The 24,192-nt window shown below is 41.1% G+C and carries 33 protein-coding genes and 1 tRNA gene; 23 read left to right on the top strand and 11 right to left on the bottom strand.

Going from position 1 to position 24,192, the window contains the following annotated elements; translation table 11 throughout:
* The first annotated feature begins 32 nt into the window (after positions 1-32).
* Positions 33-1,958: an acetate--CoA ligase gene (locus tag NKMY2_RS07070; protein WP_042686496.1), complete on the top strand. Its 1,926-nt coding sequence runs from the start codon at positions 33-35 to the stop codon at positions 1,956-1,958.
* Here NKMY2_RS07070 and NKMY2_RS07065 read toward each other — a convergent pair.
* Complete coding sequence (locus NKMY2_RS07065; protein ID WP_042686493.1) at positions 1,955-3,178, bottom strand: ornithine cyclodeaminase, nickel-pincer nucleotide-dependent; 1,224 nt, start codon at positions 3,176-3,178, stop codon at positions 1,955-1,957. The genes NKMY2_RS07070 and NKMY2_RS07065 overlap by 4 nt on opposite strands.
* Positions 3,179-3,348: 170 nt before the next feature.
* Between NKMY2_RS07065 and NKMY2_RS07060 the strand changes: the two genes are divergently transcribed.
* Positions 3,349-4,458, top strand: coding sequence for an RNA-guided endonuclease InsQ/TnpB family protein (locus tag NKMY2_RS07060; RefSeq protein ID WP_042686490.1), 1,110 nt, complete (start codon positions 3,349-3,351; stop codon positions 4,456-4,458).
* Positions 4,459-4,521: 63 nt separating this feature from the next.
* Here the strand turns inward: NKMY2_RS07060 and NKMY2_RS07055 are convergent, their stop codons facing one another.
* Positions 4,522-4,869, bottom strand: a complete 348-nt coding sequence (locus tag NKMY2_RS07055; protein WP_042686488.1) for a hypothetical protein — start codon at positions 4,867-4,869, stop codon at positions 4,522-4,524.
* A gap of 75 nt (positions 4,870-4,944) precedes the next feature.
* On the opposite strand from NKMY2_RS07055, the gene NKMY2_RS07050 reads away from it, so the two are divergent.
* Positions 4,945-5,253 carry a hypothetical protein gene (locus NKMY2_RS07050; RefSeq protein WP_042686694.1) on the top strand — a complete coding sequence of 103 codons (309 nt, stop codon included), beginning with the start codon at positions 4,945-4,947 and terminating at the stop codon, positions 5,251-5,253.
* Here NKMY2_RS07050 and NKMY2_RS07045 read toward each other — a convergent pair.
* The 3 genes from NKMY2_RS07045 to NKMY2_RS11020 all read right to left on the bottom strand — a co-directional run bounded on the left by NKMY2_RS07045 (position 5,247) and on the right by NKMY2_RS11020 (position 6,255).
* Positions 5,247-5,486, bottom strand: a complete 240-nt coding sequence (locus NKMY2_RS07045; RefSeq protein ID WP_042686692.1) for a hypothetical protein — start codon at positions 5,484-5,486, stop codon at positions 5,247-5,249. The genes NKMY2_RS07050 and NKMY2_RS07045 overlap by 7 nt on opposite strands.
* A 32-nt stretch (positions 5,487-5,518) precedes the next feature.
* Complete coding sequence (locus NKMY2_RS07040) at positions 5,519-6,040, bottom strand: HD domain-containing protein (protein ID WP_042686486.1); 522 nt, start codon at positions 6,038-6,040, stop codon at positions 5,519-5,521.
* Between the two features lie 89 nt (positions 6,041-6,129).
* Entirely contained in the window at positions 6,130-6,255 is a 126-nt protein-coding gene (locus NKMY2_RS11020) for a hypothetical protein (protein WP_255347570.1), read from the bottom strand.
* A gap of 121 nt (positions 6,256-6,376) precedes the next feature.
* On the opposite strand from NKMY2_RS11020, the gene NKMY2_RS07035 reads away from it, so the two are divergent.
* The 6 genes from NKMY2_RS07035 to NKMY2_RS07010 all read left to right on the top strand — a co-directional run bounded on the left by NKMY2_RS07035 (position 6,377) and on the right by NKMY2_RS07010 (position 9,523).
* Complete coding sequence (locus NKMY2_RS07035; protein WP_042686484.1) at positions 6,377-6,913, top strand: cob(I)yrinic acid a,c-diamide adenosyltransferase; 537 nt, start codon at positions 6,377-6,379, stop codon at positions 6,911-6,913.
* A 61-nt stretch (positions 6,914-6,974) separates the two neighbouring features.
* A tRNA-Phe gene (locus tag NKMY2_RS07030) sits at positions 6,975-7,048 on the top strand.
* Positions 7,049-7,320: 272 nt separating this feature from the next.
* Positions 7,321-7,560, top strand: coding sequence for a hypothetical protein (locus tag NKMY2_RS07025; protein WP_042686481.1), 240 nt, complete (start codon positions 7,321-7,323; stop codon positions 7,558-7,560).
* An 8-nt stretch (positions 7,561-7,568) separates the two neighbouring features.
* Complete coding sequence (locus NKMY2_RS07020; RefSeq protein WP_042686478.1) at positions 7,569-7,826, top strand: type II toxin-antitoxin system RelE family toxin; 258 nt, start codon at positions 7,569-7,571, stop codon at positions 7,824-7,826.
* Positions 7,827-7,993: 167 nt separating this feature from the next.
* Positions 7,994-8,644, top strand: a complete 651-nt coding sequence (locus tag NKMY2_RS07015) for a hypothetical protein (RefSeq protein WP_042686476.1) — start codon at positions 7,994-7,996, stop codon at positions 8,642-8,644.
* 300 nt (positions 8,645-8,944) lie between these two features.
* On the top strand, positions 8,945-9,523 hold the full coding sequence (locus NKMY2_RS07010) for a hypothetical protein (RefSeq protein ID WP_042686473.1): 579 nt from the start codon (positions 8,945-8,947) through the stop codon (positions 9,521-9,523).
* A 14-nt stretch (positions 9,524-9,537) separates the two neighbouring features.
* On the opposite strand, the gene NKMY2_RS07005 is transcribed toward NKMY2_RS07010, so the two are convergent.
* The gene (locus tag NKMY2_RS07005) at positions 9,538-10,395 is read right to left on the bottom strand and encodes a hypothetical protein (protein WP_177316528.1); all 858 of its coding nucleotides are present in this window, start codon (positions 10,393-10,395) and stop codon (positions 9,538-9,540) included.
* Between the two features lie 345 nt (positions 10,396-10,740).
* Between NKMY2_RS07005 and NKMY2_RS07000 the strand changes: the two genes are divergently transcribed.
* The 4 genes from NKMY2_RS07000 (at position 10,741) to NKMY2_RS06985 (ending at position 11,967) form a co-directional block, all read left to right on the top strand.
* Positions 10,741-10,989 carry a hypothetical protein gene (locus NKMY2_RS07000; RefSeq protein ID WP_042686469.1) on the top strand — a complete coding sequence of 83 codons (249 nt, stop codon included), beginning with the start codon at positions 10,741-10,743 and terminating at the stop codon, positions 10,987-10,989.
* A gap of 32 nt (positions 10,990-11,021) precedes the next feature.
* The gene (locus tag NKMY2_RS06995) at positions 11,022-11,261 is read left to right on the top strand and encodes a hypothetical protein (RefSeq protein ID WP_042686467.1); all 240 of its coding nucleotides are present in this window, start codon (positions 11,022-11,024) and stop codon (positions 11,259-11,261) included.
* Positions 11,255-11,473 (top strand): Lrp/AsnC ligand binding domain-containing protein, encoded by a 219-nt coding sequence (locus NKMY2_RS06990; protein WP_042686463.1) that lies wholly within the window; start codon positions 11,255-11,257, stop codon positions 11,471-11,473. Before NKMY2_RS06995 ends, NKMY2_RS06990 begins: the two co-directional genes overlap by 7 nt.
* Positions 11,474-11,553: 80 nt before the next feature.
* Positions 11,554-11,967 (top strand): VOC family protein, encoded by a 414-nt coding sequence (locus NKMY2_RS06985; protein ID WP_042686461.1) that lies wholly within the window; start codon positions 11,554-11,556, stop codon positions 11,965-11,967.
* Here the strand turns inward: NKMY2_RS06985 and NKMY2_RS06980 are convergent.
* Entirely contained in the window at positions 11,964-12,350 is a 387-nt protein-coding gene (locus tag NKMY2_RS06980; RefSeq protein ID WP_042686459.1) for a hypothetical protein, read from the bottom strand. The two genes, NKMY2_RS06985 and NKMY2_RS06980, sit on opposite strands and share 4 nt — an antisense overlap.
* A 54-nt stretch (positions 12,351-12,404) precedes the next feature.
* Between NKMY2_RS06980 and NKMY2_RS06975 the strand changes: the two genes are divergently transcribed.
* Positions 12,405-12,596, top strand: coding sequence for a hypothetical protein (locus tag NKMY2_RS06975; protein WP_042686458.1), 192 nt, complete (start codon positions 12,405-12,407; stop codon positions 12,594-12,596).
* Here the strand turns inward: NKMY2_RS06975 and NKMY2_RS06970 are convergent, their stop codons facing one another.
* Together NKMY2_RS06970 and NKMY2_RS06965 are read right to left on the bottom strand one after the other, a co-directional pair.
* On the bottom strand, positions 12,597-12,971 hold the full coding sequence (locus tag NKMY2_RS06970) for a hypothetical protein (protein WP_052347587.1): 375 nt from the start codon (positions 12,969-12,971) through the stop codon (positions 12,597-12,599). It lies immediately after the preceding gene.
* Between the two features lie 284 nt (positions 12,972-13,255).
* Complete coding sequence (locus NKMY2_RS06965; protein ID WP_042686455.1) at positions 13,256-14,080, bottom strand: adenylate/guanylate cyclase domain-containing protein; 825 nt, start codon at positions 14,078-14,080, stop codon at positions 13,256-13,258.
* A gap of 326 nt (positions 14,081-14,406) precedes the next feature.
* On the opposite strand from NKMY2_RS06965, the gene NKMY2_RS06960 reads away from it, so the two are divergent.
* Complete coding sequence (locus NKMY2_RS06960; RefSeq protein ID WP_157832484.1) at positions 14,407-15,213, top strand: hypothetical protein; 807 nt, start codon at positions 14,407-14,409, stop codon at positions 15,211-15,213.
* Between the two features lie 237 nt (positions 15,214-15,450).
* Positions 15,451-16,659 (top strand): threonine ammonia-lyase, encoded by a 1,209-nt coding sequence (gene ilvA / locus NKMY2_RS06955; RefSeq protein ID WP_042686685.1) that lies wholly within the window; start codon positions 15,451-15,453, stop codon positions 16,657-16,659.
* Between the two features lie 2 nt (positions 16,660-16,661).
* Here ilvA and purE read toward each other — a convergent pair whose 3' ends face one another.
* Entirely contained in the window at positions 16,662-17,237 is a 576-nt protein-coding gene (gene purE / locus NKMY2_RS06950) for a 5-(carboxyamino)imidazole ribonucleotide mutase (RefSeq protein ID WP_102007763.1), read from the bottom strand.
* A 97-nt stretch (positions 17,238-17,334) separates the two neighbouring features.
* On the opposite strand from purE, the gene NKMY2_RS06945 reads away from it, so the two are divergent.
* The 6 genes from NKMY2_RS06945 to NKMY2_RS06920 all read left to right on the top strand — a co-directional run bounded on the left by NKMY2_RS06945 (position 17,335) and on the right by NKMY2_RS06920 (position 22,418).
* Positions 17,335-18,477 (top strand): 5-(carboxyamino)imidazole ribonucleotide synthase, encoded by a 1,143-nt coding sequence (locus NKMY2_RS06945; protein WP_177316527.1) that lies wholly within the window; start codon positions 17,335-17,337, stop codon positions 18,475-18,477.
* 81 nt (positions 18,478-18,558) lie between these two features.
* Positions 18,559-19,386, top strand: coding sequence for a TrmB family transcriptional regulator (locus tag NKMY2_RS06940; RefSeq protein ID WP_102007762.1), 828 nt, complete (start codon positions 18,559-18,561; stop codon positions 19,384-19,386).
* Positions 19,387-19,456: 70 nt separating this feature from the next.
* Positions 19,457-20,152 (top strand): A24 family peptidase C-terminal domain-containing protein, encoded by a 696-nt coding sequence (locus NKMY2_RS06935; RefSeq protein WP_042686445.1) that lies wholly within the window; start codon positions 19,457-19,459, stop codon positions 20,150-20,152.
* Positions 20,153-20,187: 35 nt separating this feature from the next.
* Positions 20,188-21,285, top strand: a complete 1,098-nt coding sequence (locus tag NKMY2_RS06930) for a sensor histidine kinase (RefSeq protein ID WP_081781888.1) — start codon at positions 20,188-20,190, stop codon at positions 21,283-21,285.
* A 95-nt stretch (positions 21,286-21,380) separates the two neighbouring features.
* Positions 21,381-21,764 carry a hypothetical protein gene (locus tag NKMY2_RS06925; RefSeq protein ID WP_042686442.1) on the top strand — a complete coding sequence of 128 codons (384 nt, stop codon included), beginning with the start codon at positions 21,381-21,383 and terminating at the stop codon, positions 21,762-21,764.
* 126 nt (positions 21,765-21,890) lie between these two features.
* Positions 21,891-22,418, top strand: a complete 528-nt coding sequence (locus NKMY2_RS06920) for a DedA family protein (RefSeq protein ID WP_042686440.1) — start codon at positions 21,891-21,893, stop codon at positions 22,416-22,418.
* A 600-nt stretch (positions 22,419-23,018) separates the two neighbouring features.
* Here NKMY2_RS06920 and NKMY2_RS10780 read toward each other — a convergent pair.
* A complete protein-coding gene (locus NKMY2_RS10780; RefSeq protein WP_157832482.1) occupies positions 23,019-23,159 on the bottom strand; it encodes a hypothetical protein in 141 nt (46 codons plus the stop codon).
* A 340-nt stretch (positions 23,160-23,499) separates the two neighbouring features.
* On the opposite strand from NKMY2_RS10780, the gene NKMY2_RS06915 reads away from it, so the two are divergent.
* Complete coding sequence (locus NKMY2_RS06915) at positions 23,500-24,183, top strand: nucleotidyltransferase family protein (protein ID WP_042686438.1); 684 nt, start codon at positions 23,500-23,502, stop codon at positions 24,181-24,183.
* The last annotated feature ends 9 nt before the right edge of the window (positions 24,184-24,192 follow it).

Here is a 24,192-nt window from a genome sequence, read left to right as displayed (position 1 = left end):
ATTTATGCCAAACAAATTTTGAGAAGAGTTACGTGAGTGATTTTATTTTCAAGCCAACCAAGGATCAGATTGAAAAATCAAACATTATCCGATTCATGAAAAAGCACGGTGTCGCGTCATTTGCAGACCTTGCCAAAAAATCAAAGGCAGATTCTGACTGGTTCTGGAATGCGGTAAACGACGACATCGGGATAGTGTGGGACAAGAAATACACAGTAGTTTCCGACTTTTCAAAAGGCAAGCCGTGGCCCAAATGGTTTGCCGACGGAAAGATAAACATCGTAAACTCGACTGTGGAAAAATTTGCAGAAAAAACGCCAAACAAAATCGCATACTGCTTTGTGTCTGAGGACGGCACGGAAAAAGTGGTCACATATTCGCAGCTTGAAATTCAGGTAAGCAAGCTAGCAAACGCCCTAAAATCACTAGACGTGGAAAAAGGAGACGTTGTCGCAATATACATGCCGATGATTTTTGAAGCAATAGTTGCCATTTTGGCGTGTGCAAAAATTGGCGCAGTCCAGACGGTGATTTTTTCTGGATACAGCACAGAGTCCCTAAAAATCAGGCTGCAGGACTGCAACGCCAAAGTCCTTTTTGTCTCAGACGGGTTTGCAAGAAAGGGAAACCCGGTGTCGCAAAAAAAGACGCTGCCAGAATCCATACAGGACACAAAAATTGAAAAACTGATCGTGGTGCCATACAAGAGGGTAGACAGATACGATTTTTCAGACTCGGTTTTAGATTATGCAAAACTGGTAGAAGACCAGCCGGACTCGTACAAGCCAGAGTCAATGGATTCTGAGGATCCGCTGTTTATTTTGTATACTTCGGGCACGACAGGCAGGCCAAAAGGGGTAATTCACACGCACGGAGGCTTTTCAGTGTTTGCCGGCCATCAGGCATCATATTTGATAGATATGAAGCCAGACGACATTTTGTTTTGGCCTGCAGACATGGGCTGGATAACGGGCCAGACATGGAATGTTTACGGCCTTTTGGAAATTGGGGCAACTGCGATAATATATGACGGGGCAATCGACTGGCCGACTCCTGACAAACTGTGGAAAATGCTTGAAAAGTACGAGGTAACAATTTTTGGGATATCGCCAACGGCGGTTCGAATATTTAGAAAACTTGGACTAGAACCAAGAAAGCAGTTCAACCTAGACCACATCAGGATAATTCCAACAACTGGTGAGCCAATTGACGAAGAATCGTGGTGGTGGCTCTATGAGAAAATAGGGAACAAAAAAGCTCCAATCATGAACTTGGCAGGCGGGACAGAAATTGGCGGCGCGATGCTGTCGGTGTTTCCAGGTATGAAGCTAAAGCCGACCACGGTCGGCATACCGTGTCCTGGGTTTGATCTTGATGTGATTGATGAAACGAAAAAATCAGTCAAGAACAAAAAAGGATTCCTCATCATAAAGTCCCCCTGGCCCACCATGACAAGGGGCTTGCTCAATGATCCTGAAAGATACATCCAGAGCTACTGGAGCCAGTACAAAGACGTGTGGTTTCACGGGGATTACGTCATGGTTGATGACGACGGACTATGGTACATGTACGGGAGAGTGGATGATGTCATCAATGTCTCAGGGCACAGACTGAGCACGGTTGAAATCGAGCAGGCGGTGATAACACATAAGAAAATTGCAGATGCCGCGGCAATCTCAATTCCAGACGAGATAACGGGAAATGCGATTGCACTCTTTGTAGTGCTAAAGGACAAGGCTGATCAAAAGACCATTCAGCCTGAAATGGAAGAGTTCATCTCTGAAAAAATAGGCAAGATTGCCAAGCCAAAGACAGTCCTTGTCATATCAGACATGCCAAAGACCAGAACAGGCAAGGTGATGCGGCGCCTGCTTAGGGCAAAGCTGCTTGGCGAAGATATAGGCGATACGTCTGCGCTTGAAAACCCGCATGTTCTAGACGAGATAAAGCGGATTTAGCGCTTGAGGTGCTTTAATTCCTGCGCAACTAGCGGCAAAAACGCACCAACATCGGATACAATTCCAAGTGCCTGCCACGTGCCCCTGTCCATCAGTTTGGTTACAGTCGGCTGGTTGATGTCAACTACAACTACTTTGACATTTGCCGGAAGCATGTTTCCTGTAGCTATTGAGTGAAGCATTGTCGATATCATGATGACCATTTTTGCCCCCTTTAGCACCTCTTTGTATTTTTTCTGCGCAACTGCCATGTCAGTTATGACATCTGGGAGTGGGCCGTCATCTCGGATGGAGCCTGCCAAGACAAATGGAATTTTTCGCTTTACACACTCGTACATTATTCCTCTTGTGAGTTTTTTTGTTTTCACCATATTTGCAATGGAGCCGGACTTGAAGACAGAGTTGATTGCCTCCATGTGGTTTCGGTGCCCCTTGACTGCAAGCGAGCCATCATGGACGTTCATGCCAAGAGACGTTCCAAGTGTTGCATATTCCACATCGTGAACCGCAAGTGCGTTTCCTGCCAAAAGCCCATCAATGTATCCCATCCGGATTAATTCTGCAACAGAGTCAGCTGCTCCGGTGTGGACTATTGCCGGTCCTCCGACAATGATTATTTTTCCTCCTGCCTTTTTTGTCTTGAAAATATCCTGAGCCACCTTTTTTGCAATGTGCTGCGTCGGCCTCTCACTTGAGCTGCTGCTACCCATGAATTCAAAGACGTTGGCTCCGTCGCGCGGACGCTCAGGAGGCGTTACCTTTACTCCCGTTTCTCCGACAACGATCTTGTCGCCTTTTTTTACATCCCTAATTGGAATGCACATTGCCTTTCCTCCTTTTACTAGGATGCACTTGTCCATCATTGTGTTTTCCACGTCTATCCATTTTCCGCCAAGGAAGATCTGAGTCGCATTGTTTGTCGTGCTATAGAAATTGTCTGGCATCACCCTGTCCTTTGGTGCTGCCTTAAGTGCAACTGCCTTTCCTATGGTGGATATGGCGCCTGCCCTGTAAACCTGCTCGAGTAGTTTTTCAAGGTGGTCTTTGGTCTTTCCCTGGATTTGCAGCTTGGCGTAGCTTGGATCCTTTTTCTTCTTTCCGACCTGCATTTCAAGGACCTCGAATTCTCCGCCCATGTCCATTATAACATCAAATATTTTGGTAAGTATCATAGAGTCAATCAGGTGTCCCTTTACCTCAACTTCGGCTGAAAACTTCATTCTGTGGATATCCACCCATCAGAATTTAAAATCTCTGGTATTGCCAAATATATGATAGATCGGTAATTACGCAATAACCCAGTCATTATACAGTTATTTTATAATACAAATACACGGAATCAACAATATCTGTTATTCAACATCATAACAGTCCTGAACTAGTATTGCTAATGGAAGAATTCAGGTGGATGATCAACGAAGCAATTAGAATCGGAATAGAAAGAAACATTACCTCGCAGCAAGCTTTCAATTCAAATGTATATCATTACTTGTCAGACAATACAGAATTTCTCAAACTGTATGTTGCAAGAGCAATGCAGATAGCGAGGTCAAAAATCAATCATTTAAGAAAAACGAGAAGAAAGAATCCAAATGCCAAAATTCCACATTACAAAAAACCACATGTTATTGTTGATAAGCAGTCATACAGAATCATTGGAAACACGCTTCTAATCGGAGTCCGTCCCGGACAATCATATGTTGGAATTCCATTAAATAATTATACGGTGTCACAAATCTCTGATCCATGTACTAAAATTGGAGCAATTACAATTACCCAAGATACAATATCAATTTCAATATTAAAAGAAACGCCAAGTATCAAATTTGTGGAATTTATTGGAATAGATACAAATCTGAATAACATATCAGCCGTTCACTCTGATGGAACGACTAATGTTTACTCAGATATAGTCAAGATAACAAAAATCAAAGAGAGATACAGAAAAGTGACATCACATTTTAAGCGAAACGACACACGAATTAGGAGAAAGATTTTTCAAAAATACGGCACAAAGCAAAAATGCAAAACCCAACAAATTATTCACAACATTACAAAAAAACTTGTAGAGCAGAAAAAACAGATAATTCTTGAGGATCTAACTGGAATTAGAAAACTATATCAAAAAGGAAACGGTCAAGGAACAAAATATCGTTCAAGGCTCAACGGCTGGCCATTTTATGAATTCCGAAAGCAACTAGAATACAAATCAAAATGGTATAATGGAATCGATGTCATCAAGATAAAACCAAACCATACATCATCAAAGTGTTCGATATGTGGGGCAAAAGTGATCCCCGAAGAGAACAGACAGATAAGATGTCATTGTGGTCACAGAGAAGACCGCGATATCAATGCTGCACGAAATATTCTATACAAAGGAATACCAGCAGTGCAGTTACGAGGCATGGGGTTCAGGCCAAACGCATCACAAGATGAAGCAATGAAGCAGTCAAAAGATGTGAAGCAGATTGTGATGAGTCAGATCAATCAATTGTAGATTTGACAGAACCAAATCTCTCGCATGCATAATAGTTAACATTACCTCCAGTTTTCTTGTTTTTTATACAGGAAGAATTACCTTGCCTTTGAATTGCGGCACGTTGTCCTTTTCAAACTCCTTTACAATCTGTTCCTTTTGCTCCAGTGTCACGCCTTGAACTAACGTCTTTGAAAACCCGTCCTTGTCGCATAGAGCTATGATGTACCCGCTGGTGTCAGTCAGGACAAATCCACTTGACTCGTCAACTACAGCATAATAGTTTTCTTCGCCAACTGGCTCCCACACGTCTGACTTTGTGTCCCGCAGTGCAAGTGCAGGCATTGCCCTGTTGTTTGTAAGCTTGTTCAGATAGTCCCTTGAGGCCTGAACTCTTTTTTGCCCCATCTTTAATGCCTGAAAGTACTGCATGACTCGTTATGCAAAATTAATTATTAAAACCTAGTTGCGCAATATTGTTATAACATATCGCAAGGCATGGAAATTATGCCGCTGTCAAACAACACCATAATTCGTCTAAACGAGATCACGACCCAAGTCTACGACAAGAAAAACCTGACTGACAAAGACGAGAAGTTGATCAAAGAGGTGTTCCTCAGAATACTTGAGAGTGGGGAATACTATGATGTCGATGAGATAGAGTCGTGGTTTGAAAATGAGGGCAGCTGGAAGCACAAGCCGACAATTGTTCGAATAACAAACATCTCGCATTATGTGCAGGCAAGATTTGAGCAGGGTGGAAAGAAGCTGCGCGTTCTGTCAGACCATGACGGCGACGACTGCAGTTGTCACTGATTGGGCTGTAGTTTTTCTAAAAGTTTTGCAACTATTTTGCCGTTTTCTGTTCTCTGTGCCAGGATTTCGTCTAGCCGTTTTTGGTCAGCATCCCTTACGGTGTCATTTGCTATTATCCCAAAGTATTCCTCGTCCAAAGTGTTGTTTGCCTGGAGTCGTTTTATTATCTCAAACAAGACTCCGATGAGCTCGTTTTGGGCGCGAATCAGTTCGTCTTTTTCTTGCTCAGACACATCAGAAATCACACAGACGGTATTTCTAAATCTTACAAAATTTTTTTAAACGCCTTTTTGAGATCAGGGTCGGAGATTTCCCTTTTTGCCGAATCAAAAAACGGCTTTAGTTGTTTTTTTGTGAATTTTTTTTCGTAGGATTTTGCCTGTAGTGCCATTTCCAGCTTGTCGATTTGGTGCAAGAGTCTGGCCTCGTTTGTGCTGTTTTGCTGATACTCCATCCAGAGTTTTGCATATTTGGCTCTGAGCGGTTTTGGAAGGTGTGCGAGAATTTTTTTCATCGCACGTGTTTCCAGTTTCTCTTTTTTTGATTTTGTGACATCTTCCGGCGTGAGATCCCCGGTTACAGATTCTGCCAAATCGTGCAAAAGGGTCATTTTGATTATTTTTTCAGTGTCAAGCCTTTTCAAATCTGAAAATATCATTGCCAGTACTGCCATCGAATAGCAATGGTCTGCAACGGATTCCGGATTCTTTAGGCCGAGCTTGTTTATCCAGCCTTGCCTTGGGACGGCCTTTAGTTCCATGGCGTTTTTTAGAAAATCTTCAAGCAATCACATCATTCCATTTCAAATATTCTATTAATCTATCTAAAACATTATGGATTTAATAAAATAATTTGGGTTTTGAGGTAAGTTGGAATTTAGAATTTTTTTCTAGAGCCTTCTAACAAACCAGAATCGCCATGTATTCTGTCAATGTGTTTTGAAAGATCTTCGTTGCTGTCAAACTCCGATTCGCAGTACGGGCACGTGGCTTTTTTTACCATGTTAAACGTACTGTTCCGGCCTATAAATAAATTGCAGAACTGCAGAACAAATCTGCAAAATTATTTTATTTGAAATGCGATTCGAACAAGATAATAACTGCGAACCCAAAAATCTTCTTACTTGAAAATATACACCAAAACAGGAGATGACGGAACCACCGGGCTCCAGGGTGGAAAGCGCGTTTTAAAATCAGATTTACGAATAATAGCATACGGGGCAGTGGATGAAGCAAACTCCTCGCTTGGCGTCGCACTGTCACATGATATGGATGCAGACATCAGAGAACTGCTTACAAGAATACAAAACGAACTGTTTGTCGCAGGCTCTGATCTGTCCAATCCAGACTTGGGGAAAAAAGACAACAGAATCACAGAGCAGATGGTCGAGAACCTAGAAAAAAACATTGACAGATTCGAGGCAGAACTGAGCCCCCTTACAAATTTCATACTTCCGGGAGGCCACCAGAGTGCTGCGCACTTGCACATGGCAAGAACCGTATCCAGACGAGCTGAAACAGATGTCGTGGCACTGGCAAAAGACGAGCAGATCAACTCGTACTGTCAGAAATACCTTAACCGATTATCGGACCTTTTGTTTGTGCTTGCACGCGTTGTCAATAAGCGAAACGGAACAAGCGACGTGGTCTGGAAACCGTAGATTTTGGATTTTTTCAAAGCAAAAGACACTTTAATTCCCCCCAGTTTACAGAAAAATTGACGCCAAGGTAGCTCAGCCTGGGAGAGCACTCGGCTGAAGACCGAGCTGTCGTGGATTCAAGTCCCACCCTTGGCATAATTTTCTTTTTTCTAATAATTTGAGCCCGATTTTTTAAAACCTAAAAAAATAGAGTCCAAAGTCAGTCAGTTTTGAATTGGATAGTTTTAGAATATCAGCAATATACTAATGATCTTAAATCACAATACAACCTAAAGATTGAATCCTACAACAATTCTAATATTTTCCAACAGTCTTTTTTGGAATAGTGCCATCGGGAATAATGCTTCAAAACACCAAACAGTTACGTAATCCTTTTTAGTCAATTAACACCATATCAGTCATCACACATGGAAACTAGGATGACATCACGGCAGGAGATCAATAAGATTATGAGGGATGTCAAAAAATACAAGCAAACTACTGACCGGGAAATAAAGCTGCTTAACATGAAGATTGTCAAATTACAAAAAATGATAGAAAAGAACATGATACGAGAAGACAGTCCAGACGAATATGAAAGCAAGGCAATAAAGAATTTTGAATCAAAAAAGAAAGCAGAGTACTTGCCGTTAGATTCGTTGAACTAGTCTCAGGTTTGACAATCAAGGTTTTAGTTAAAAAAGAAGTTTCTAACAAACTTGATGAACTTCCTAATGACCTAAAGAAGAGAATCAGAACTGCGTTAAATGAGCTTGAATCCATGTGGCCAACATGCAGACTTGATATAAAGAAACTAAAGGGGTATGACAACCATTACAGGATTCGGGTTGGAGATTACAGAATCCTATTTTTCCGTGAAGAGGGTACTGCAAAGATATACGACATATCACATAGAAGTGACGTATACAAATGACGATTGACTAAAGATTTTCAAAATTTTTAAACAAACTCTGTAAACCCGTAATTGAAACTTGAATGAAAGTAAATTTGTACGCAAAGTTAATGTGTTCAGGCATGAATGCGTTAACATGTACATAAAACACTTTTTTCCATTTTTATTTCTAATTTTAACAAAATAACATGTACATCTTCCAGAAAAAATTCATTGGCATCATAATTGCAGTGGTTATCGTTGCTGTGTTGAGTCCGACTCTTTATGATTATGTGGTTTGGAGGGCGCCCTTAGAAAGTTTAGAGGTTTTCCCAATACTGGATCCCTGTGACGTTAACTGTAAGACAGAATTGGAAAAAGCTGGAAATACATGCATGCAAACAAAAGAAGGTTTTGTATGTGTTGAGCCACGTATCATTAGACATCCAGAGTCAGATGTGCATGGGAGATTCATTACGCCAATCGATTATGGCGGATATTTTTTTATAAAAAATACTGAAAATGTACGGCTGCAAGGAATAAAGGATTTAGAAATAATAGATCAGGATACCGTGAGAATAACGTTTAGCGATGTTGACAGTGATGGTGACATGAATCCTGATAGTGATTTTGAGTATACTGCCAATATACAGAAAGGTAAGAGCTTTGTAGGTGAATGTTTTATGAATAGAAATTTGCACGTCTATACGTTTACTGATGTTTTTGAGTTGGACGGAATCCAGTACGCCGAATTCATCAAAAGATTGGCATTTATTCCAGACGGGATGGAATGCAATACTCCACAAATCATAAAGCACAGTATTGGAACTTCTGTTGATAATTTTCCAGTACCGCCTTAAACAAGTCATTACATCTTTTGATGGACTACTCATAAGGGCAATCCTGTGATTTAGTCATACTCTGAAACATTTAGCTCGTGTTTCTTTACCCTTGTCCAGATCTATTCTAGGGCTGAAAAAAGGGCAAAATCTAACCTCCGACCATATCCTCTTACTCTAGCAATCAAATTTTGGTGAGGGTACATAATAATTCGCTAAAATCCCACCCTTGGCACATTTTTTTATATTTCAATTAAAACATGTTGTAAACTAGGCTGACACTGACAAACCTTCTAAATACATAATCAGAAATCCAGACTTGTGGCCTTTGAGTTCATCGTATTCTTTACTGCCTTCAAGTATGTTTTTGTCGAGGGTGGGGAGCAAGCCCTTGTCGGAATTGGAACACTTGTTAGAATAGGATACCGGGAAACACTCAAAATCACATTAATCGGCTTGGCCGTTGGAATCGCGCTTTATTTTCTGTTCCTAAATGCAGTAGAATTTTTCCCAACAAATCTGGTAGAAATTGCACTTGGCGTAGGTCTTTTGTATTTCAGCTACACAATGTTCAAGGAGTTTTTAGAGCGTGAAGAAAAAGACGTTACCAAATACAAGATAGGCTACTTTTACATCGCAATACTTGAAGCGATAGAAAACTCAGTTGCGCTAGCAACATTTAGCCTAATAGACATGGCAAGCGCAATATCTGGTGCAGTGCTGGCAATAGGGTTAATCGTAGGATTGCTATACCTTGGAATAATCAAGAGAATTCCATTAAAACTGACGAGACTGGTTTCTGGAATCTTGCTTGCGGCAACAGGAATCCCTTTAATCATCTATGGATTAGACATCCCATATCCAGAAATAATGCAGTGGCTCATTCCGCCACTATCATAGGTTAAAATAAAAAATTATTGGAATAGCGATTTTGCATCATCAAGATTCTCTTTTATGGAATTTATCTTTGCGTCAATGTCTTCTATTGGATCTTCATTTTGAATCATGGAGCGCAGCTCAACTCTTAGCATGAACTCGATTTTTTCCATCAAGTTCAGGTCTTTTGCCGCAATTGCACTTTCGACATACTCGTAATTTTCAAGGTATGCCTCTGTTGCAAGGCCAAATGCTCCAGATACATCGCCATCATTGTATCTTACTGAGACCTGATCTAGCAATTTCTTGACATTGTTTATTGTAGACATCACTTCACTGTTTTTTGTGATTGGTGTTCCCATCATCGTCCCTGATCCCATCATGTTGTTTCCCATCATTCCCGGATTCATCCAACCGGATCCCATCATTCCTTGCCAGTTAGTACTGTTGCTCATCCAAGGTCCCATCCAGTTTTGCTGAAACTGTGGACTCATCATCATTCCTTGCATGAACTGTTGATTTTGCATCATCATGCCCATCATCTGTTGACTCATCTGTGGGTTGCTCATCATACTATTCATCATACTTGGGCCCATCGTATTCATCATTGTCTGCATGTGTTGAGGATTGTTAATCATCAAATCGTGCATTTGTTGCATTGCTTGTGGGTTGCCCATCATTGTGTTCATCCAGCTGTTCATTGCTTGTGGATCATTTATCATGGTTTGATGCCACTGGGTCATCATTTGCGGGTTGCCCATCATTTGTTGCATTTGCTGTGGTGTCATGTGCATAAAGATAGAAGATTGGTTTGCTGAAAAAATCGCATAACCAATTCCAAGCCCTGCAAAAAAAACACCTATGGATATGCCAATTATGACATACGGACTTGCCATTATGGAGGATGGCTGTCTAAAGGTATTAACACTAGACACCGATTTTCACCTCTGATTCTCAACTATGAACATAGGTTATGAAGAAAAAATGTAAAGTAGCATCCTACCATTATTATTTCACAGATATCTATCAGCAATCAAATTTGAACCGAGTTTTGGTGATATGCATAATAATTCACTAAAATCTTATCTTGGCACATTTTTTATTTAATACGATCTCATTTGAGCAAAATCAGATCCGGGACCAACCCAAAGACACATCCCATATGATCACAAAAAACAATGCGAGAACAGCACCAGAAGTAATGTTTTAATACATCAAAATAGCCTCATGAGAAAGTCAACTTGGCAAAAACAAAAGAACCAAAGGCAAAAAAGGAAAAACCAGCTAAAGCGGCACCCAAAAAGGAAAAACCGGCTAAAGAAAAACCAGCCAAGGATGCCAAGAAAAAATCAAAGAAACCAAAAGAAGATTTCATAGCAGACGACGGCTTGGTCATCATAGACGAAAAGTTAGAAGAGGACAAGGAAGCCGAGCTTGAGGCAAGGAAGGCATACTTGGAGGAAGCTAGATCCCAAGAGGTCGAAGACTAAACCTTTATCCGCAAAAACTCACTATACCATACATGCGCGCAGTCTGTCTCATTACAATAAAACCAGGCAAGACAGACCGGATCTTAGAGGCGCTACGGAAAAAACGCAAACTGCTCAAGGAAATCATGCCAGTAACAGGAAGGGCAGACATTTGCGTCCTATTGTCTGGGACGATAGACGAGATAAACAACATGGTAATCGACTTTAAGAAAATAAAGGAAATTGTCAGCACCGAGACTCTCATCGAAGTGGAGGTAAACTTGGGATGGTAAAGGCAGTAATCCTAGTCAAATCGCCAAAGAAGCTCATTGCAGCAAAGCTTGGCAAGATGGACTTTGTGTACAACTCGTTTCCAGTGTCTGGCCAGTTTGACGCAGTTGCATTTGTCGATGTCAAGGACTTGTCGGAAATCAGGGAAATTACAACAAAAATCCAAATGATTCCCGGCGTTGAGCGAACCGAAACCATGATAGAAATACAGTAAAAATACCATGCGCTAAAAGGCATTTGTTTTCTTTCTCGCTATTTCATAAAGCATTTAACAATGTAGTGTATAACAGAGTCGTGAACATAAAGCGAGTCGGAAATGTCATCCTTGCAGTTAAGGATTTGGACAAGTCTGTAGAGTTTTACCACAACATCATGGGGCTTCCAATAAAAAACCAGAGAAGGTCATGGGTTGACTTGGGGCAATCGGGCGCACTTTTGAGTCTGCACCCAGCATCACTAACTGCAAAGCACCTTGGAACATCGCTTGAAAACGGAATCGTAATTGGGTTTTTGGTAGGCGATGTAAAGTCAGCAGTTGAGGAGCTAAAGGCAAAAGGCGTTACCATATACAGAGACATCATAGACAGAGAGTCTGGAAAAAATGCAATAGTTTTGGATCCTGACGAATACATGGTATCATTGTTCGAGCCCATATTTGCCGATAAAGAACAACAGACCTCAGGCTACCACGGATTCACGCCAGTCTAAACTACACTCTTAATCTTTTTGATTATGCCTTCAAGCGACGTCGTGCCCGGATTGAGTGACACATAGTACACGATGTTTCCGTCCGGAACGCAAACAATTGTCGCTTTTTTGTGCTGCAGTACAATATGATCAAGGGAGCCAAACGCCTTTGATTGGACATGCCGCAGGGTAATCAGATTTGAAACAATGAAGAACTCGTTTTTCGCATCCTCCGGTTTTAGAATTGGTTTAATCCCCGGCTGTATTATTCCGGTAAGTGTTCTCCCATACTCGTTAATCACTCCGGCATATCTAATGGATTTTGAAATTGCGATAATGTTCTGACAGTTTTTCCTGTATGATATGATGGATTCTTTCCATTTTTCTTCAGGGGTTTTGCTCATGCCATTACTACACCAGTCAAAAGTTAAAAGAGTTTGTTATTCTTGTAAGACCAAATGAGCGAAGATTTGGATCCAATCAGAATGATTCGGCTGCTACTTGATTCAGACGTCATCAATTACCTTGAAAGCAGCGAAAGACTGTATCTTAGCACATACCTTCAAAAGACACAATCAAACAACTTGCCAAATAGTAAAGAATCAGAAACAGTGCAAAGGATTTTCAGAAAATACAGGAAATATCTTTAGCTAATCGTGCTTTTTTGATTTTGTGAACTGCTCAAAGCGATTTTTCAATTCCGAGTTTTCTTTGCGCAGTTTTTCGTTTTCTCCCTCAACTACTTCTGGGCTCACTTGGGAATACATCGGGTGTCCCGGTGGAACCATCTTTGAGGTCATCTCAAGCAAACTAGAGGCCTGTTGAAGATACATCTTGTTAAAGTCATGCAGTTTCACAGTGAACGTTTCGTTTTCTCGGATTATCTTTTCTTTTAGTTTTGCAGGGTTTATTGAAAACGGCGCATTTGTCCCAGGAGGATATCTAGTAATGGCAAACGGGCTTAGACTAAACCCTGCTGGATAACCATACATCTCCATGAACATCTTCATTTCTACTGGATTCATGACGCTATTGCTAATTTAACGAGGTATTTTTGCTTTGGCATTAGGCGTTAGATATACTCAGTTGTAAATTCGGGGGCAGTTTTAATCAAATTGAGCTGATCGCAGATCCTTATAGCGATCAGAGATCGCACCCAGCTTGTAATGAAAGTGGATTTGAAGAACTGCATAAAGTGCAAAAAAAACATCGTAGATAGTGAATTGCACAAAATTGTAATTTACGTGGTGAGCGAAAGATTCACTGATCACCATTACGAGCACGTCGAGTGTCCAGAAAGATTCACAGTTTAATCGACATACGCAAAGACGGGATACAGCTCGCCAGTAGACCTACGATATTTCCACTCGTTGTTCTTCCAGACAACTTTTTCAAATGAAGGTTGAATCGAAGGATGAATCCTCGCATAGACGTCATCGCCTACAAGGATTTGGTTTGGTTTTGCCATGTTTTGGATTTTCGCCGCAATGTTCATTGACGGTCCCAAGATGTCAACGTGTGATTTTTTTGCGTCTGCACCATACCTGACTATCATGTTTTCGCCATAATCGATTCCTATTTTGATTGCCAAGTCAGGATAATCATACTGGTTCAGAATTGGGTTGATTCCTTTTTGGATTACGGACACCATTGATTTTGCGCACAGTACAGCGTCGTCTGCAGGCTGGAGCTGGTTTTCCTCTGCAACAAAGTATCCAATCACCGCATCACCTACAAACTTGAGCACGTACCCGTTGTGGTGTCGTATGGTAGATGCCATTTCCTGTGCAAAGCAGGTGATTATGATTGCAACTTTGTCTTCTGGAAGCTCAAGTGCAATGTTTGTAGAGCCGACCAAATCCACATACATTACAACCATCTTCATTCTAGACGAGACGTGTTTTCGTAAAAACGCATCAGACTGATCTTCTACTGGAGAATACTCATATCCGCTCTTTAGCGCATGCCATACCCGATTCTGAGTTTCCTTGATCAGTGTTTCTGAGTCAATGACCCTTAATTCACCGTGACTTAGCATCATGTCGATTATGCCATAATCAGGTTTTGTTTTGTTTGAGATTGATGGATTTTCAGCCGGGTCGCTTTTTATCTTGTTACTTTCAGTACCGCTCATATTGCAATAATCACCTATTCTAATGGAAAGCTAATCTCACAGACGGGGCATTTTGCCCTTTTTCCCTTATAGCCGTCATCGTAATACTGGACCACTTCTACGCTACATATGGAGCAAAGTATCCTGTGAACGGACATTCCTAGGGTAATTAGGCGTATTTTGTATATAAGAGATTGGTAGATAAAATAGAAAACGGCAGCTCAACAGGATTCACTTCGAGTCATGAAATACGCCGTCTGTCCAAAAGGCAGATGCAGACATAGGATTTTTAGTCTCAAAGGACAGGCTCACTTGTGCGTCTAGGAAGCAATACTACGGACGAATTTATGAAAGATTTGGGCGAAAAATCTCAAAAAATAAGCGAAATATTTCAAAAAAACATAGAACGGATTACCAAACCTACAAGCGTCAAGGTCATGCTTGGAGACACGACGGTAACTGAGCAAACCACTTTTGATCCGGAGGGTATAAAGACATTTTACAGTAAAATAATGAACAGTCTGCCAGACTGGAAAACAAGCGGAATTGCCATGACAAGTGACGAGGACTTGAGAAGAATATTTGTCAAGCTTGAAAAGCCGGCCGGCAACTATGTCTTGCTTTGGCACATGTCACTACAATATCACGCGTTGTTGTACTACAAGGTAAGCATCGAGGTACAAAAAATCCAAAAAGAACTAGCAGATCTTTTAGACAGCACGATGGACAAGGAGAAGGAGCTTGCAGAAATGACAGACAGCATGATAAAGGAAAAACTAGAGTCCCTTGGGTTTAAGGACGTTGATGAGCAAAAGCTGTTTGAGGTGCTCTTTGAAAACGACCAGATGAGAGAAAAGATAGTCGAAGATGTGAGCGGAAAGACGGACTTTGACTTTAAGGCAAAGGCGGAAAGAAAGAAAGAACTATTCAAAGAACTAGACAATTTGCTTGTAGAGACATACCAGACAACGTCGGTATTGCTTGATGAGAGCAAGCTGATTGGCGGTGAGGAAGGGTGCCTCTGCACATTTGATCTTGACTACATCAAAAAGAAATCAAAGGAATCAATTTTCGATCCAAGACGAATGTCTGCAGAGACAAAAGAACATGTCACAAAATCCCTAGACGAAATAATTAACGCCTTATCAAAATAGGAAATTTTTATATTTGTCACGATGTAATGTTTGTAATAATAATGTCAAAGGATCAGGAACTAATTTGACTTAGTTCTTAGGGGAGAACTGACCCTTTGACAGAATATGTACGATCACAGTTATTCTATTTAAGGATATCCGGAAATATTAGGCTCAGATAGAACATAGTAAATTTTCTAACATCATATGACACCACACGAGAAATTAAATATAGTTGAGGGACTGCGATCAAATCTAATGAATCCAACTTATGACGAGATTGTCAATATTAGGCAGTCATACGGAAACATGATTCGAAAAACTCCCTTGTTGTACACGGATACGTTTAGCAAAATGTCAGGCTCAAAGGTGTATCTCAAGGCAGAGTTTCAGCAAAGGACGGGTTCGTTTAAGCTCAGAGGAGCATATGCAAAAATAAAAGCCCTTACAAAAGAGGAAAAGAAAAACGGAGTGATTGCAGCGTCAGCGGGAAACCACGCGCAGGGCGTGGCGTTTGCATCAAAGCTTGAAAAAATACCATGTACCATAGTAATGCCAGTTACTGCATCACCAGCAAAGGTTGCCGCAACTCGAGGATACGGTGCAAAGGTCATACTCGAGGGAATAAACTATGACGAATCGTGGGCAAAAGCACAAGAGATTTCAAAGAAAACTGGTGCAAAAATAATCCATGCATTTGATGATCCAAAAATAATTGAGGCAAACGGTGCAATCGGACTAGAAATTTTAGAAGACCTCCCAGACGTAGATGAAATCTACGTCCCAATCGGTGGTGGCGGATTAGCTGCGGGAGTTTTGCTTGCAGTCAAGGCAAAAAACCCAAAGGTCAAAGTAATCGGGGTTGAGTCAAAAGCATTTCCTGCAATGAAAAATTCCATAAAGGTCGGAAGGCTGCAGACAGTAAAAGGCGAGAGAACAATTGCAGACGGAATATCCGTAAAGATGCCAGGAAAACTGACATTTAAAATAATTAATGAGTTAATTGACGACATCGTTCTTGTTGATGACACTCAGATAGTCAAGACAATGTTTTTGCTAATGGAGCGCGCAAAGATGGTGGTAGAACCGGCAGGCGCAGTCACACTTGCATATCTGCTCAATTCAAAACCAGCACCAGGCAAAAAAGTAGTTCCAATCTTAGGCGGAGGGAATGTAGACATGTATCTTTTGGGTCAGATAGTAGCAAAGGGCCTTACCGCAATGAGCAGACTGGTCAAAATTTTCATTTTGCTAAAAGACAAGCCGGGTGCGCTAAAAGAAGTAGTAGATGAGATAGCCTCGCTGAGCGTAAACATTGTAGAGGTAGTTCATGACAGGCTGAGCTCAAACATTGATGCTGGAACCGCAGGCGTAACACTCAGTCTTGAAATGGAAGGAAAGGAACATGCACAAAAGCTAGTCTCGCACCTAAAATCAAAGAACATACAATTCAAGATACTGACTTAGATTCACTTGAATTTCTTTTGTACAAATTTGACAAGGCCTGTTTTTTTCATCTCGTCTGATTCATCAAGCACTGACTGATGCTGCTTTTGTTTGAATGTCTTTAGTTTCTTTTGCAATTCCGTAAATTCGTTTGCGAGAATTTTTACTGCGTACAGTCCGGCATTTGTAGCCTTGTTTATGCCAACTGTTGCAACGGGGGATCCATTTGGCATTTCAACTATCGACAGGAGAGAATCCATTCCGCCAAATGCCGAAAACTTGAATCGCTCTTGTTTTTTCTCCGACTTGTCATTATACACCATTATCGGAACTGCGACTACGGGGATTATTGTGTGAGACGCAACCATTCCGGGCAGGTGCGCAGATCCTCCGGCGCCTGCAATTATTATTTTAAATCCGCTTTTCTCCGCATGCTTTGCATACTCTTCTAGCCTTGTCGGGGTTCTATGAGCAGATATGATTTGGTCTTCATGTGCAATCCCAAAGTCATCTAGTATTTTTGCTGCACTGTGCATTACCTTGCTGTCAGAGCTTGATCCCATGATTATTCCGACTAGTGGCTTTTTTGGAATCATGATATCTCAAAAGAGAGTGATGTTTTTAACAATATCTGAGAAATCAGTTTGCTTCAAATTAAAATAACTATTTTTAATCCAAGACTCGTTTGATGTAATGTTGAGGCAAATTTTAGGCATAATTGGAGGCGGCCAGCTTGGAATGATGCTTACTGAGGCTGCAAAGAAAATGCCAGAGCACATATCTGACGTAATAGTGCTAGATCCGACACCAAACTGCTCTGCAGCACAGGCCGGTGCAAAGCAGATTGTGGGTGACTTTAAGGACAAAGACGCAATCTTGGAGCTTGCCTCAAAGGCAGACATCATAACATACGAAATAGAATCAGGAGACAGCTCGGTCCTAAAAATCGCAGAATCCAAAACGACGATCAACCCATCCCCTGAAACTCTCAGAATAATCCAAGACAAGTTTTTACAGAAAACATTTCTAAAAGACAACAAAATACCAGTTACAGACTTTGTCGAGATAACATCGCTTGATGATCTTAGGAAAAAAATATCGAACTTTGGATATCCGGCATTACTCAAGGCAAGAAGAGACGCGTACGACGGTCGCGGAAATTTTAAAATAAAATCCGAAGCCGACTTGGAGCAGGCGCTAAACTATTTTTCTGGAAAACCACTCATGCTTGAAAGATTCGTTGACTTTAAAATGGAAGTATCGGTAATCGCTGCAAGAAACACCAAGGGGCAAATCGCAACATATCCAGTTGTCGAAAACATTCACGAAAACAATATTTTGAAAATGACAGTTGCTCCTGCAAGGGTAACAAAAAACGTCACATCTGAAGCAGAAAAAATTGCAAAAGAAACAATGCGTGTGCTCCACGGTGCAGGAGTGTTTGGAATAGAGATGTTTGTGACAAGGCAAGACCAAATTTTGATAAACGAGATTGCACCACGAGTTCACAATTCAGGGCATCACACTCTGCAGTCAAGCAAGACGTCGCAATTTGAGCAACATCTGCGCGCGATACTTGGACTTGATCTTGGAGACACCGCACTGATTCGCCCAACAATAATGTACAATATTTTAGGCCCAGACAACTTTCAGGGAAAATACAAAATTCCCGAAGTAAAACAAGACAACCTTTATCTCAAAATGTACGGCAAAGAAGAATCAAAACCTCAAAGAAAACTCGGCCACTTTAATCTAGTCGACAGAAAAAACATCGGAATAGACGGACTGCTAGAATCAATCAATTTGATAAAAGACAAGTTCAGGCCAATTCCGGCATAGATTCATAGTCGTTAACACAGCACAATAAAACTTTTCACACCCTCAAGCTAATATACTTGATTTGCGATTCAGTTTTGTAATTTGCAGGACAAAGACGAGCTAATCACAATGCTAAAACATTTTGACCTAGAAGAAACCGATTCTAAAATATACATAGGATTACTACAGGTAGGACCGCTTTCAGTTGGAAACATTGCAGCAAAATTGGAAATTGAAAGAGGCAAAGCATACAGATCACTTGAAAAATTAAGAAGTATTGGATTGATCACAACGACCCTTACAAATCCGATAATTTGCAAACCGATTGAGCCAAAGGAGGCGCTGACAAACATCATCAGCCACAAAGAAAATGAATTTATCACAATGCAAAAACTTGCCAGCAAGCTTGCAGTGGATCTAAAAGACATTACAAGAAAGCAGACAATGAGTGATACCCCAACAGTTTCAATAATTCAGGGAAGGCACAACATTTACTCCAGAATTGGAAAAATGCTGCAAGAGTCTACAGGAATAATATACATGGTTACCACGGAAAAAGATCTTTTGCGAATGTATCATACGGCAATACCAGAAAAGATCAAAATTTGCAAGAACAAGGGCGGACAGATCAGAATAATCACAGACAGTGAGGACCCAAATACGCTTTCAATCATATCAAAACTTGGCGCCTCCGAAATAAGAATAGGCAAGCTCCCATCAAAGAGCAGAATGATAGTCGAGGATCAAAAACGCGTCGTGATGTCAGGGGGATTTAGTGAGACCATGGACATGAATGACGACAGTGATTCGGTTTTGGATAGCAATTCCATCGAGATGACAAATAACATGTACAGTCTTTGTGAGCACCTCTGGAAGCGATCAAAGGAAGTTGAGCCAGTTAAGAAAATTGCAAAACAGGTATCACACTAAACTACGTTTAAACAAAAAACTCAAGCTTGTCATTAAATAAACTCCAAATCAGGTATAACGTAAAAGGGCAATGTCAGAACTAGCACACCTAGATCAAATAAGGATCGTCTTATCGCTTGCGATGCTCGGAATTGCTACTGTGTCAGATATTAAAAAAAGGGAAATCAGCGACATTATCTGGGTGGTTTTTGGAGCGCTTGGAGTAGGCATAGTTTTGCTCGGAACAGACCTAAGCCAAGAACTGCCCAAAATTGGAATTTCGTTAATCATTGCACCGTTTGTCCTACTGATATGGCGAATAGGCCTGTTTGGCGGGGCAGACGCCTTTGCCCTGATTGTCCTTGCAGTTCTTGCGCCAAGCATCACACTTACTGGGAATACGGTAACGCCATTTACCACGCTTACAAATGCAGTCTTAATGTCAATAGCGCCGATGATCATCAACGTTACAAGAAATACCATACTGCTTGCGACAAAAAAGAACATTTTCGAAGGCTTTGACGAGTCTACAAAAAAGAAAATCGTCGCAATGTTCGTAGGATACAGGGCGGCAAACCCAAAATTCAGCTTTTCAATTGAGCGAAAAGTTGGGAACCAAAAGAAACTGAACCTTGCCTTACAGCATGCAGAAAACGCGGCGTTTTGCAATAAAAGCGACACGTGGGTAACTCCTGGCATCCCGTACATGATATTCATAACCGCAGGCTTTGTCATCCAGCTGGTGTACGGGGATTTTATAATGAGCGTCTTTGGGGCTTTTCGCTAGGTACTGAAAACTCGAGGTAAATTTTCTAAATTTGTTTGTTTGATCATTACAAACACAGGATAATACCAAATAAAAAAGTCATAAAAATCACAATGCCAGAGCAGTCATCCTATTTTGAAAAATTCTCGGGCCTTACGGGAAAGACAATAACGGAATTAAACCAGGCAAAGACCGAAGTTGAGGAAAGGGGAAACCAGCTGCAAGAGCTGGCAAACCAGTCCAACGCAAAATTCAACGAGGTGCTGAAAATGAATCTCGGGCTGAAGGAAAAAATTGAGTTTTTGCAAGGCCTTACAGAAAATTTGAGTGTAAGAAACGAAGAGTTGGAAAAACGAAACCAGGAATTGGAAAAACAGAGAATAGAGAACAACAATCTGTCATCGGATCTGAAAAAGAATTTAGAAAAAGTAGTCCTAAAAGAAAAGGAGTTAGAGCTTCAAAAAGACCAGCTTGAAAGGAGGATAAACGAAAAGACTGAGGAGCTGATCAAATCGCAAAAGCTTGCAATAATTGGCGAGCTTGCGTCAAGGATGGCGCACGACCTTAGAAACCCATTATCCACAATCAAAAACGTAGTGGAGATAATGGAAAATAAGCAAAAGCTCCGAATTGAAGAAAAAATTGTCTACTATGGCAAGCTGCACAGGGCAATAGAAAGAATATCACACCAGGTAGACGATGTCTTGGAGTACGGACGGTCTACTCAGCTCAACTTGCAAACATGCAAGATCACGCAGCTGATCACGCAGGCAGTGTTGGAGGGAAACTTTGGAAGCAATGTCAAAATCAACATAGAGGACAGCGAGATGAAGATAAACGTAGACATGAGAAAAATCGAGGCAGTCTTTACAAATCTTTTAGTTAATGCAGCTCAATCAATTGAGAACGTCGGGACGATCAACGTGAGAATCATGGACAATGGCGCAAACGCGATAATAGCGTTTGAGGACTCTGGCCCGGGAATTCCCCAGGACGTGATGCCAAAAATATTTGATCCATTGTTTACAACAAAGCAGACAGGAACCGGGCTAGGCCTGTCAATTTGCAAGAAAATCATCGAACAGCACGGCGGAAGCATTGCTGCAAAGAACAACCCGACTACATTTATCATCAGACTGCCAAAGAACTTTTAGAAAACGCCAACATCGGAATCAGGACAAAAAGATATTACTTTTGAAGAATAACTAGACTAGCACGGTTTATTAGTTAATTAAACTGACGGCGAAACATGGCAATAAAAGCGGCCCTGATCATAACCGGGATTTCAATAGCATTACTTGTGATTTATGGGGCAGACGTTGCAGCCGGCGGAGGAACCGGAACCGGATTTTTGCCATTTGATCATAAAATCAGGGGCATGGCATTAGGCGGACCTGCAATGATATTGCCAATAATAGGATTTTTCATATCAAGAAAAGAGTCATCAAAACCGCTTGCAATCATGCTTTTTGTGGCAGGAATTTTGATAATAGTTGGCGGCGCAGTTGTAATTTCAATGCCGCCTTCGGCAGAATCTGTCAATACCGGAAGAAATGCAGTTGCAGAGGCAGTACCCCTGATTGCAGTCGGCGCATTTATCATCGGACTTGGAGCAGTAAAAATCCGAAAGTGATATGACAGTCTGTGCCAAATGCAGTAAAGATACAAACAAAACATACGAATGCACGCATACCAACGATCAGGAATACTGCACAGAGTGCTATACCGAACTCCACTACTACCTAACTGAGAATCAAAGTTGCTAGAAATAGAGGCATTTGTTCAATGGGTAAGCTCACTGGTCGCACAGTATTTGTATGCAGGGGTATTTGTTGCGGCAATAATTGAGACTGTTTTTCCACCAGTGCCGACATTTGCCATATTTCCCCTGGCAGGATACTTTGCATCACAGAGCAAAATGAGCTTGCTTGAGGTCATAGGGCTCGGAGTGGCAGGCGGAGCTGGTGCAACGATAGGTTCCACGATAATCTACTTTGTGTGCATAAAGCTTGGACGGATTGCGTTACTGCGGTACCTCAGATACGCCAGGATCACAGACGAAAGACTTGCAAAGATAGAGAAATGGTTTGAGAAATACGGCGACAAGGCGGTGTTTTTTGGAAGGATGGTTCCGGTCCTAAGGGAAATGATTTCAATCCCTGCAGGGCTGCTTCGAATGAGGCCGGCCAAGTTTATCACATACACGTTTTTTGGCTCGTGCGTATGGAGCATTTCGCTCACTCTTGTCGGGTATTATTTTGGCGTCATAACCATCGAAATTTTCTAGCCCCAGGCATAGATTTCAGAAATAAAAGAGCATTTGAATGCAAAATAACGATGTATGCTTGATTTGAACAACATATTCCTATTATGCTATTTTGCAGATTTGCAAAAACATGGTTGTGACCACACGAATGTTTCACCAGATGAGCAAGTCAGAGCCCACAGTGTCAGATATTGACAAAATAGACTTGGAATTACGAGTCAAAAAAGACGCCGAGATTCAGATTCAAAAATAGGTAAATCAGATTATATGATTACGGGCCGCAACTAGGAAATTCTAATACATAGGATCGCTTTTCCAGATCGAGTCTAACTTTTTCTACCCAACGTGTTTGATTCAGACACCACACAAAATAATAGGAAAATAACACATACCATAACTAGGCATTTGCGGCTGTCGTCAATGTACTTTCAGTTATTGGCCTTAAGCCTTGAGTGCCGTTTTTTTGCAATTTAGATTCGCCTTTGTTCATCAAGATCTTTTTAGTAGCGAGTAGGACGGTGGTCGTTGGGGCACTGTTTGGTATCCCCAGTCCACTGATAGGGATTCAATATTTTGTGATATTAAAGACGAACGAAGAAATTATCAGCGTTCAGATATGGACTAGTTTAGTCTCATACTGACCTTACAGGTCTCGCATACGCCATACAGTCCGCCGTAGTCGCTTATCTCAGACACCAAAAAGTTTTTTGGGGTTTTGCAGTATTCGCAATATTTTGTCATCTTGTCTCCCAATTTTGCCATTTTTTCTAATTCCTATTTTCAAAAAACAGTAATTAAACTGAGATCTCCACCATGCCAGATTTCATGAAAATCAAGATCAATCTTAAATAATATTTTGACGTATAGTATACAACGAGAAACTGTCATATCTGCGTCGTAGACTGACAGAGAAAGGAAAACAATCATGTTATTACGAAACTATTTCGTTGTAGTTTTCCACTGTTTTCTCGTTGATGATTACAGATTTAGCCTATTTTTGGTAGCAATTGGCAGTTGTGGCACGCGTGTAGATTCTCAATTACACAATTACAGAGATTTTAAAGATGACACATTTTTAAAAACCTAAACCGGACTGAAAGTTGTGGACGCAATTATTCTTGCAGGCGGCAAAGGTACCAGACTAAAGCCACTCACAGACCACGTCCCAAAACCGCTAATTCCAATAAACAGCAAGCCGCTCATAGAATGGCAAATAAGATATCTAAAAAAATTTGGCATAAAGAACATAGTCATCTGCACGGGATACAAATCCAAGCAAATCGAAGGCTATCTTGAGAGAAAGGCAAACTTTGGCTCAAAAATAAAATTTTCAATTGAGAAAAAACCGCTTGGAACCGGAGGCGCAATCAAAAAAGCAGCAAAGATGATCCAGGGAAGCTCGTTTTTGGTCCTAAACGGAGACGTCATCACGAACATGGACATCAAACAGATGTACAAAAAGAAAAACGCAATTGCGCTAATCGAGCTAAAAACAAAATATGGCACCGTGTCAATACACGAGGACCGGATAACTGAATTCAGAGAGAAAAAATCAGTGCCAGACGTTTGGATGAATGCGGGGATTTACCACTTGGATAGAAGCATTGTTGAAAAACTGCCCACAAACGGCGCAATAGAAAAGACAGTGTTTCTCAAATACGCAAAAGAAGGAAAGTTGCACGGGGTAAAATTCAGAGACTCGTTTTGGTTTTCAATTGACTCTCACAAGGACTTGGAGGATTGCTCAGAAACCCTCCAGCTCAAAAAATATAGGGGCTTTGTCTAGAATCACGCC

This window comes from Candidatus Nitrosotenuis chungbukensis (assembly GCF_000685395.1).
Taxonomy (GTDB): domain Archaea; phylum Thermoproteota; class Nitrososphaeria; order Nitrososphaerales; family Nitrosopumilaceae; genus Nitrosotenuis; species Nitrosotenuis chungbukensis.
Note: the sequence above shows the minus strand (reverse complement) of the source record. Positions and strands in the feature narration are given on the sequence as shown.

What these genes read in the sequence shown, in the direction of transcription:
- NKMY2_RS06970 (WP_052347587.1), bottom strand. Translation starts at nt 12,971, where the DNA reads ATGAATCCAGTAGAAATGAAGATGTTCATGGAGATGTATGGTTATCCA.
- NKMY2_RS06995 (WP_042686467.1), top strand. Translation starts at nt 11,022, where the DNA reads ATGCGCGCAGTCTGTCTCATTACAATAAAACCAGGCAAGACAGACCGG.
- NKMY2_RS06960 (WP_157832484.1), top strand. Translation starts at nt 14,407, where the DNA reads ATGAAAGATTTGGGCGAAAAATCTCAAAAAATAAGCGAAATATTTCAA.
- NKMY2_RS06925 (WP_042686442.1), top strand. Translation starts at nt 21,381, where the DNA reads ATGGCAATAAAAGCGGCCCTGATCATAACCGGGATTTCAATAGCATTA.
- ilvA (WP_042686685.1), top strand. Translation starts at nt 15,451, where the DNA reads ATGAATCCAACTTATGACGAGATTGTCAATATTAGGCAGTCATACGGA.
- NKMY2_RS10780 (WP_157832482.1), bottom strand. Translation starts at nt 23,159, where the DNA reads ATGGCAAAATTGGGAGACAAGATGACAAAATATTGCGAATACTGCAAA.
- NKMY2_RS06965 (WP_042686455.1), bottom strand. Translation starts at nt 14,080, where the DNA reads ATGAGCGGTACTGAAAGTAACAAGATAAAAAGCGACCCGGCTGAAAAT.
- NKMY2_RS06975 (WP_042686458.1), top strand. Translation starts at nt 12,405, where the DNA reads ATGAGCGAAGATTTGGATCCAATCAGAATGATTCGGCTGCTACTTGAT.
- NKMY2_RS06990 (WP_042686463.1), top strand. Translation starts at nt 11,255, where the DNA reads ATGGTAAAGGCAGTAATCCTAGTCAAATCGCCAAAGAAGCTCATTGCA.
- NKMY2_RS07025 (WP_042686481.1), top strand. Translation starts at nt 7,321, where the DNA reads ATGGAAACTAGGATGACATCACGGCAGGAGATCAATAAGATTATGAGG.
- NKMY2_RS07015 (WP_042686476.1), top strand. Translation starts at nt 7,994, where the DNA reads ATGTACATCTTCCAGAAAAAATTCATTGGCATCATAATTGCAGTGGTT.
- NKMY2_RS11020 (WP_255347570.1), bottom strand. Translation starts at nt 6,255, where the DNA reads ATGGTAAAAAAAGCCACGTGCCCGTACTGCGAATCGGAGTTTGACAGC.
- NKMY2_RS07065 (WP_042686493.1), bottom strand. Translation starts at nt 3,178, where the DNA reads ATGAAGTTTTCAGCCGAAGTTGAGGTAAAGGGACACCTGATTGACTCT.
- NKMY2_RS07060 (WP_042686490.1), top strand. Translation starts at nt 3,349, where the DNA reads ATGGAAGAATTCAGGTGGATGATCAACGAAGCAATTAGAATCGGAATA.
- NKMY2_RS06980 (WP_042686459.1), bottom strand. Translation starts at nt 12,350, where the DNA reads ATGAGCAAAACCCCTGAAGAAAAATGGAAAGAATCCATCATATCATAC.
- NKMY2_RS07050 (WP_042686694.1), top strand. Translation starts at nt 4,945, where the DNA reads ATGCCGCTGTCAAACAACACCATAATTCGTCTAAACGAGATCACGACC.
- NKMY2_RS07055 (WP_042686488.1), bottom strand. Translation starts at nt 4,869, where the DNA reads ATGCAGTACTTTCAGGCATTAAAGATGGGGCAAAAAAGAGTTCAGGCC.
- NKMY2_RS06935 (WP_042686445.1), top strand. Translation starts at nt 19,457, where the DNA reads ATGTCAGAACTAGCACACCTAGATCAAATAAGGATCGTCTTATCGCTT.
- NKMY2_RS07005 (WP_177316528.1), bottom strand. Translation starts at nt 10,395, where the DNA reads ATGGCAAGTCCGTATGTCATAATTGGCATATCCATAGGTGTTTTTTTT.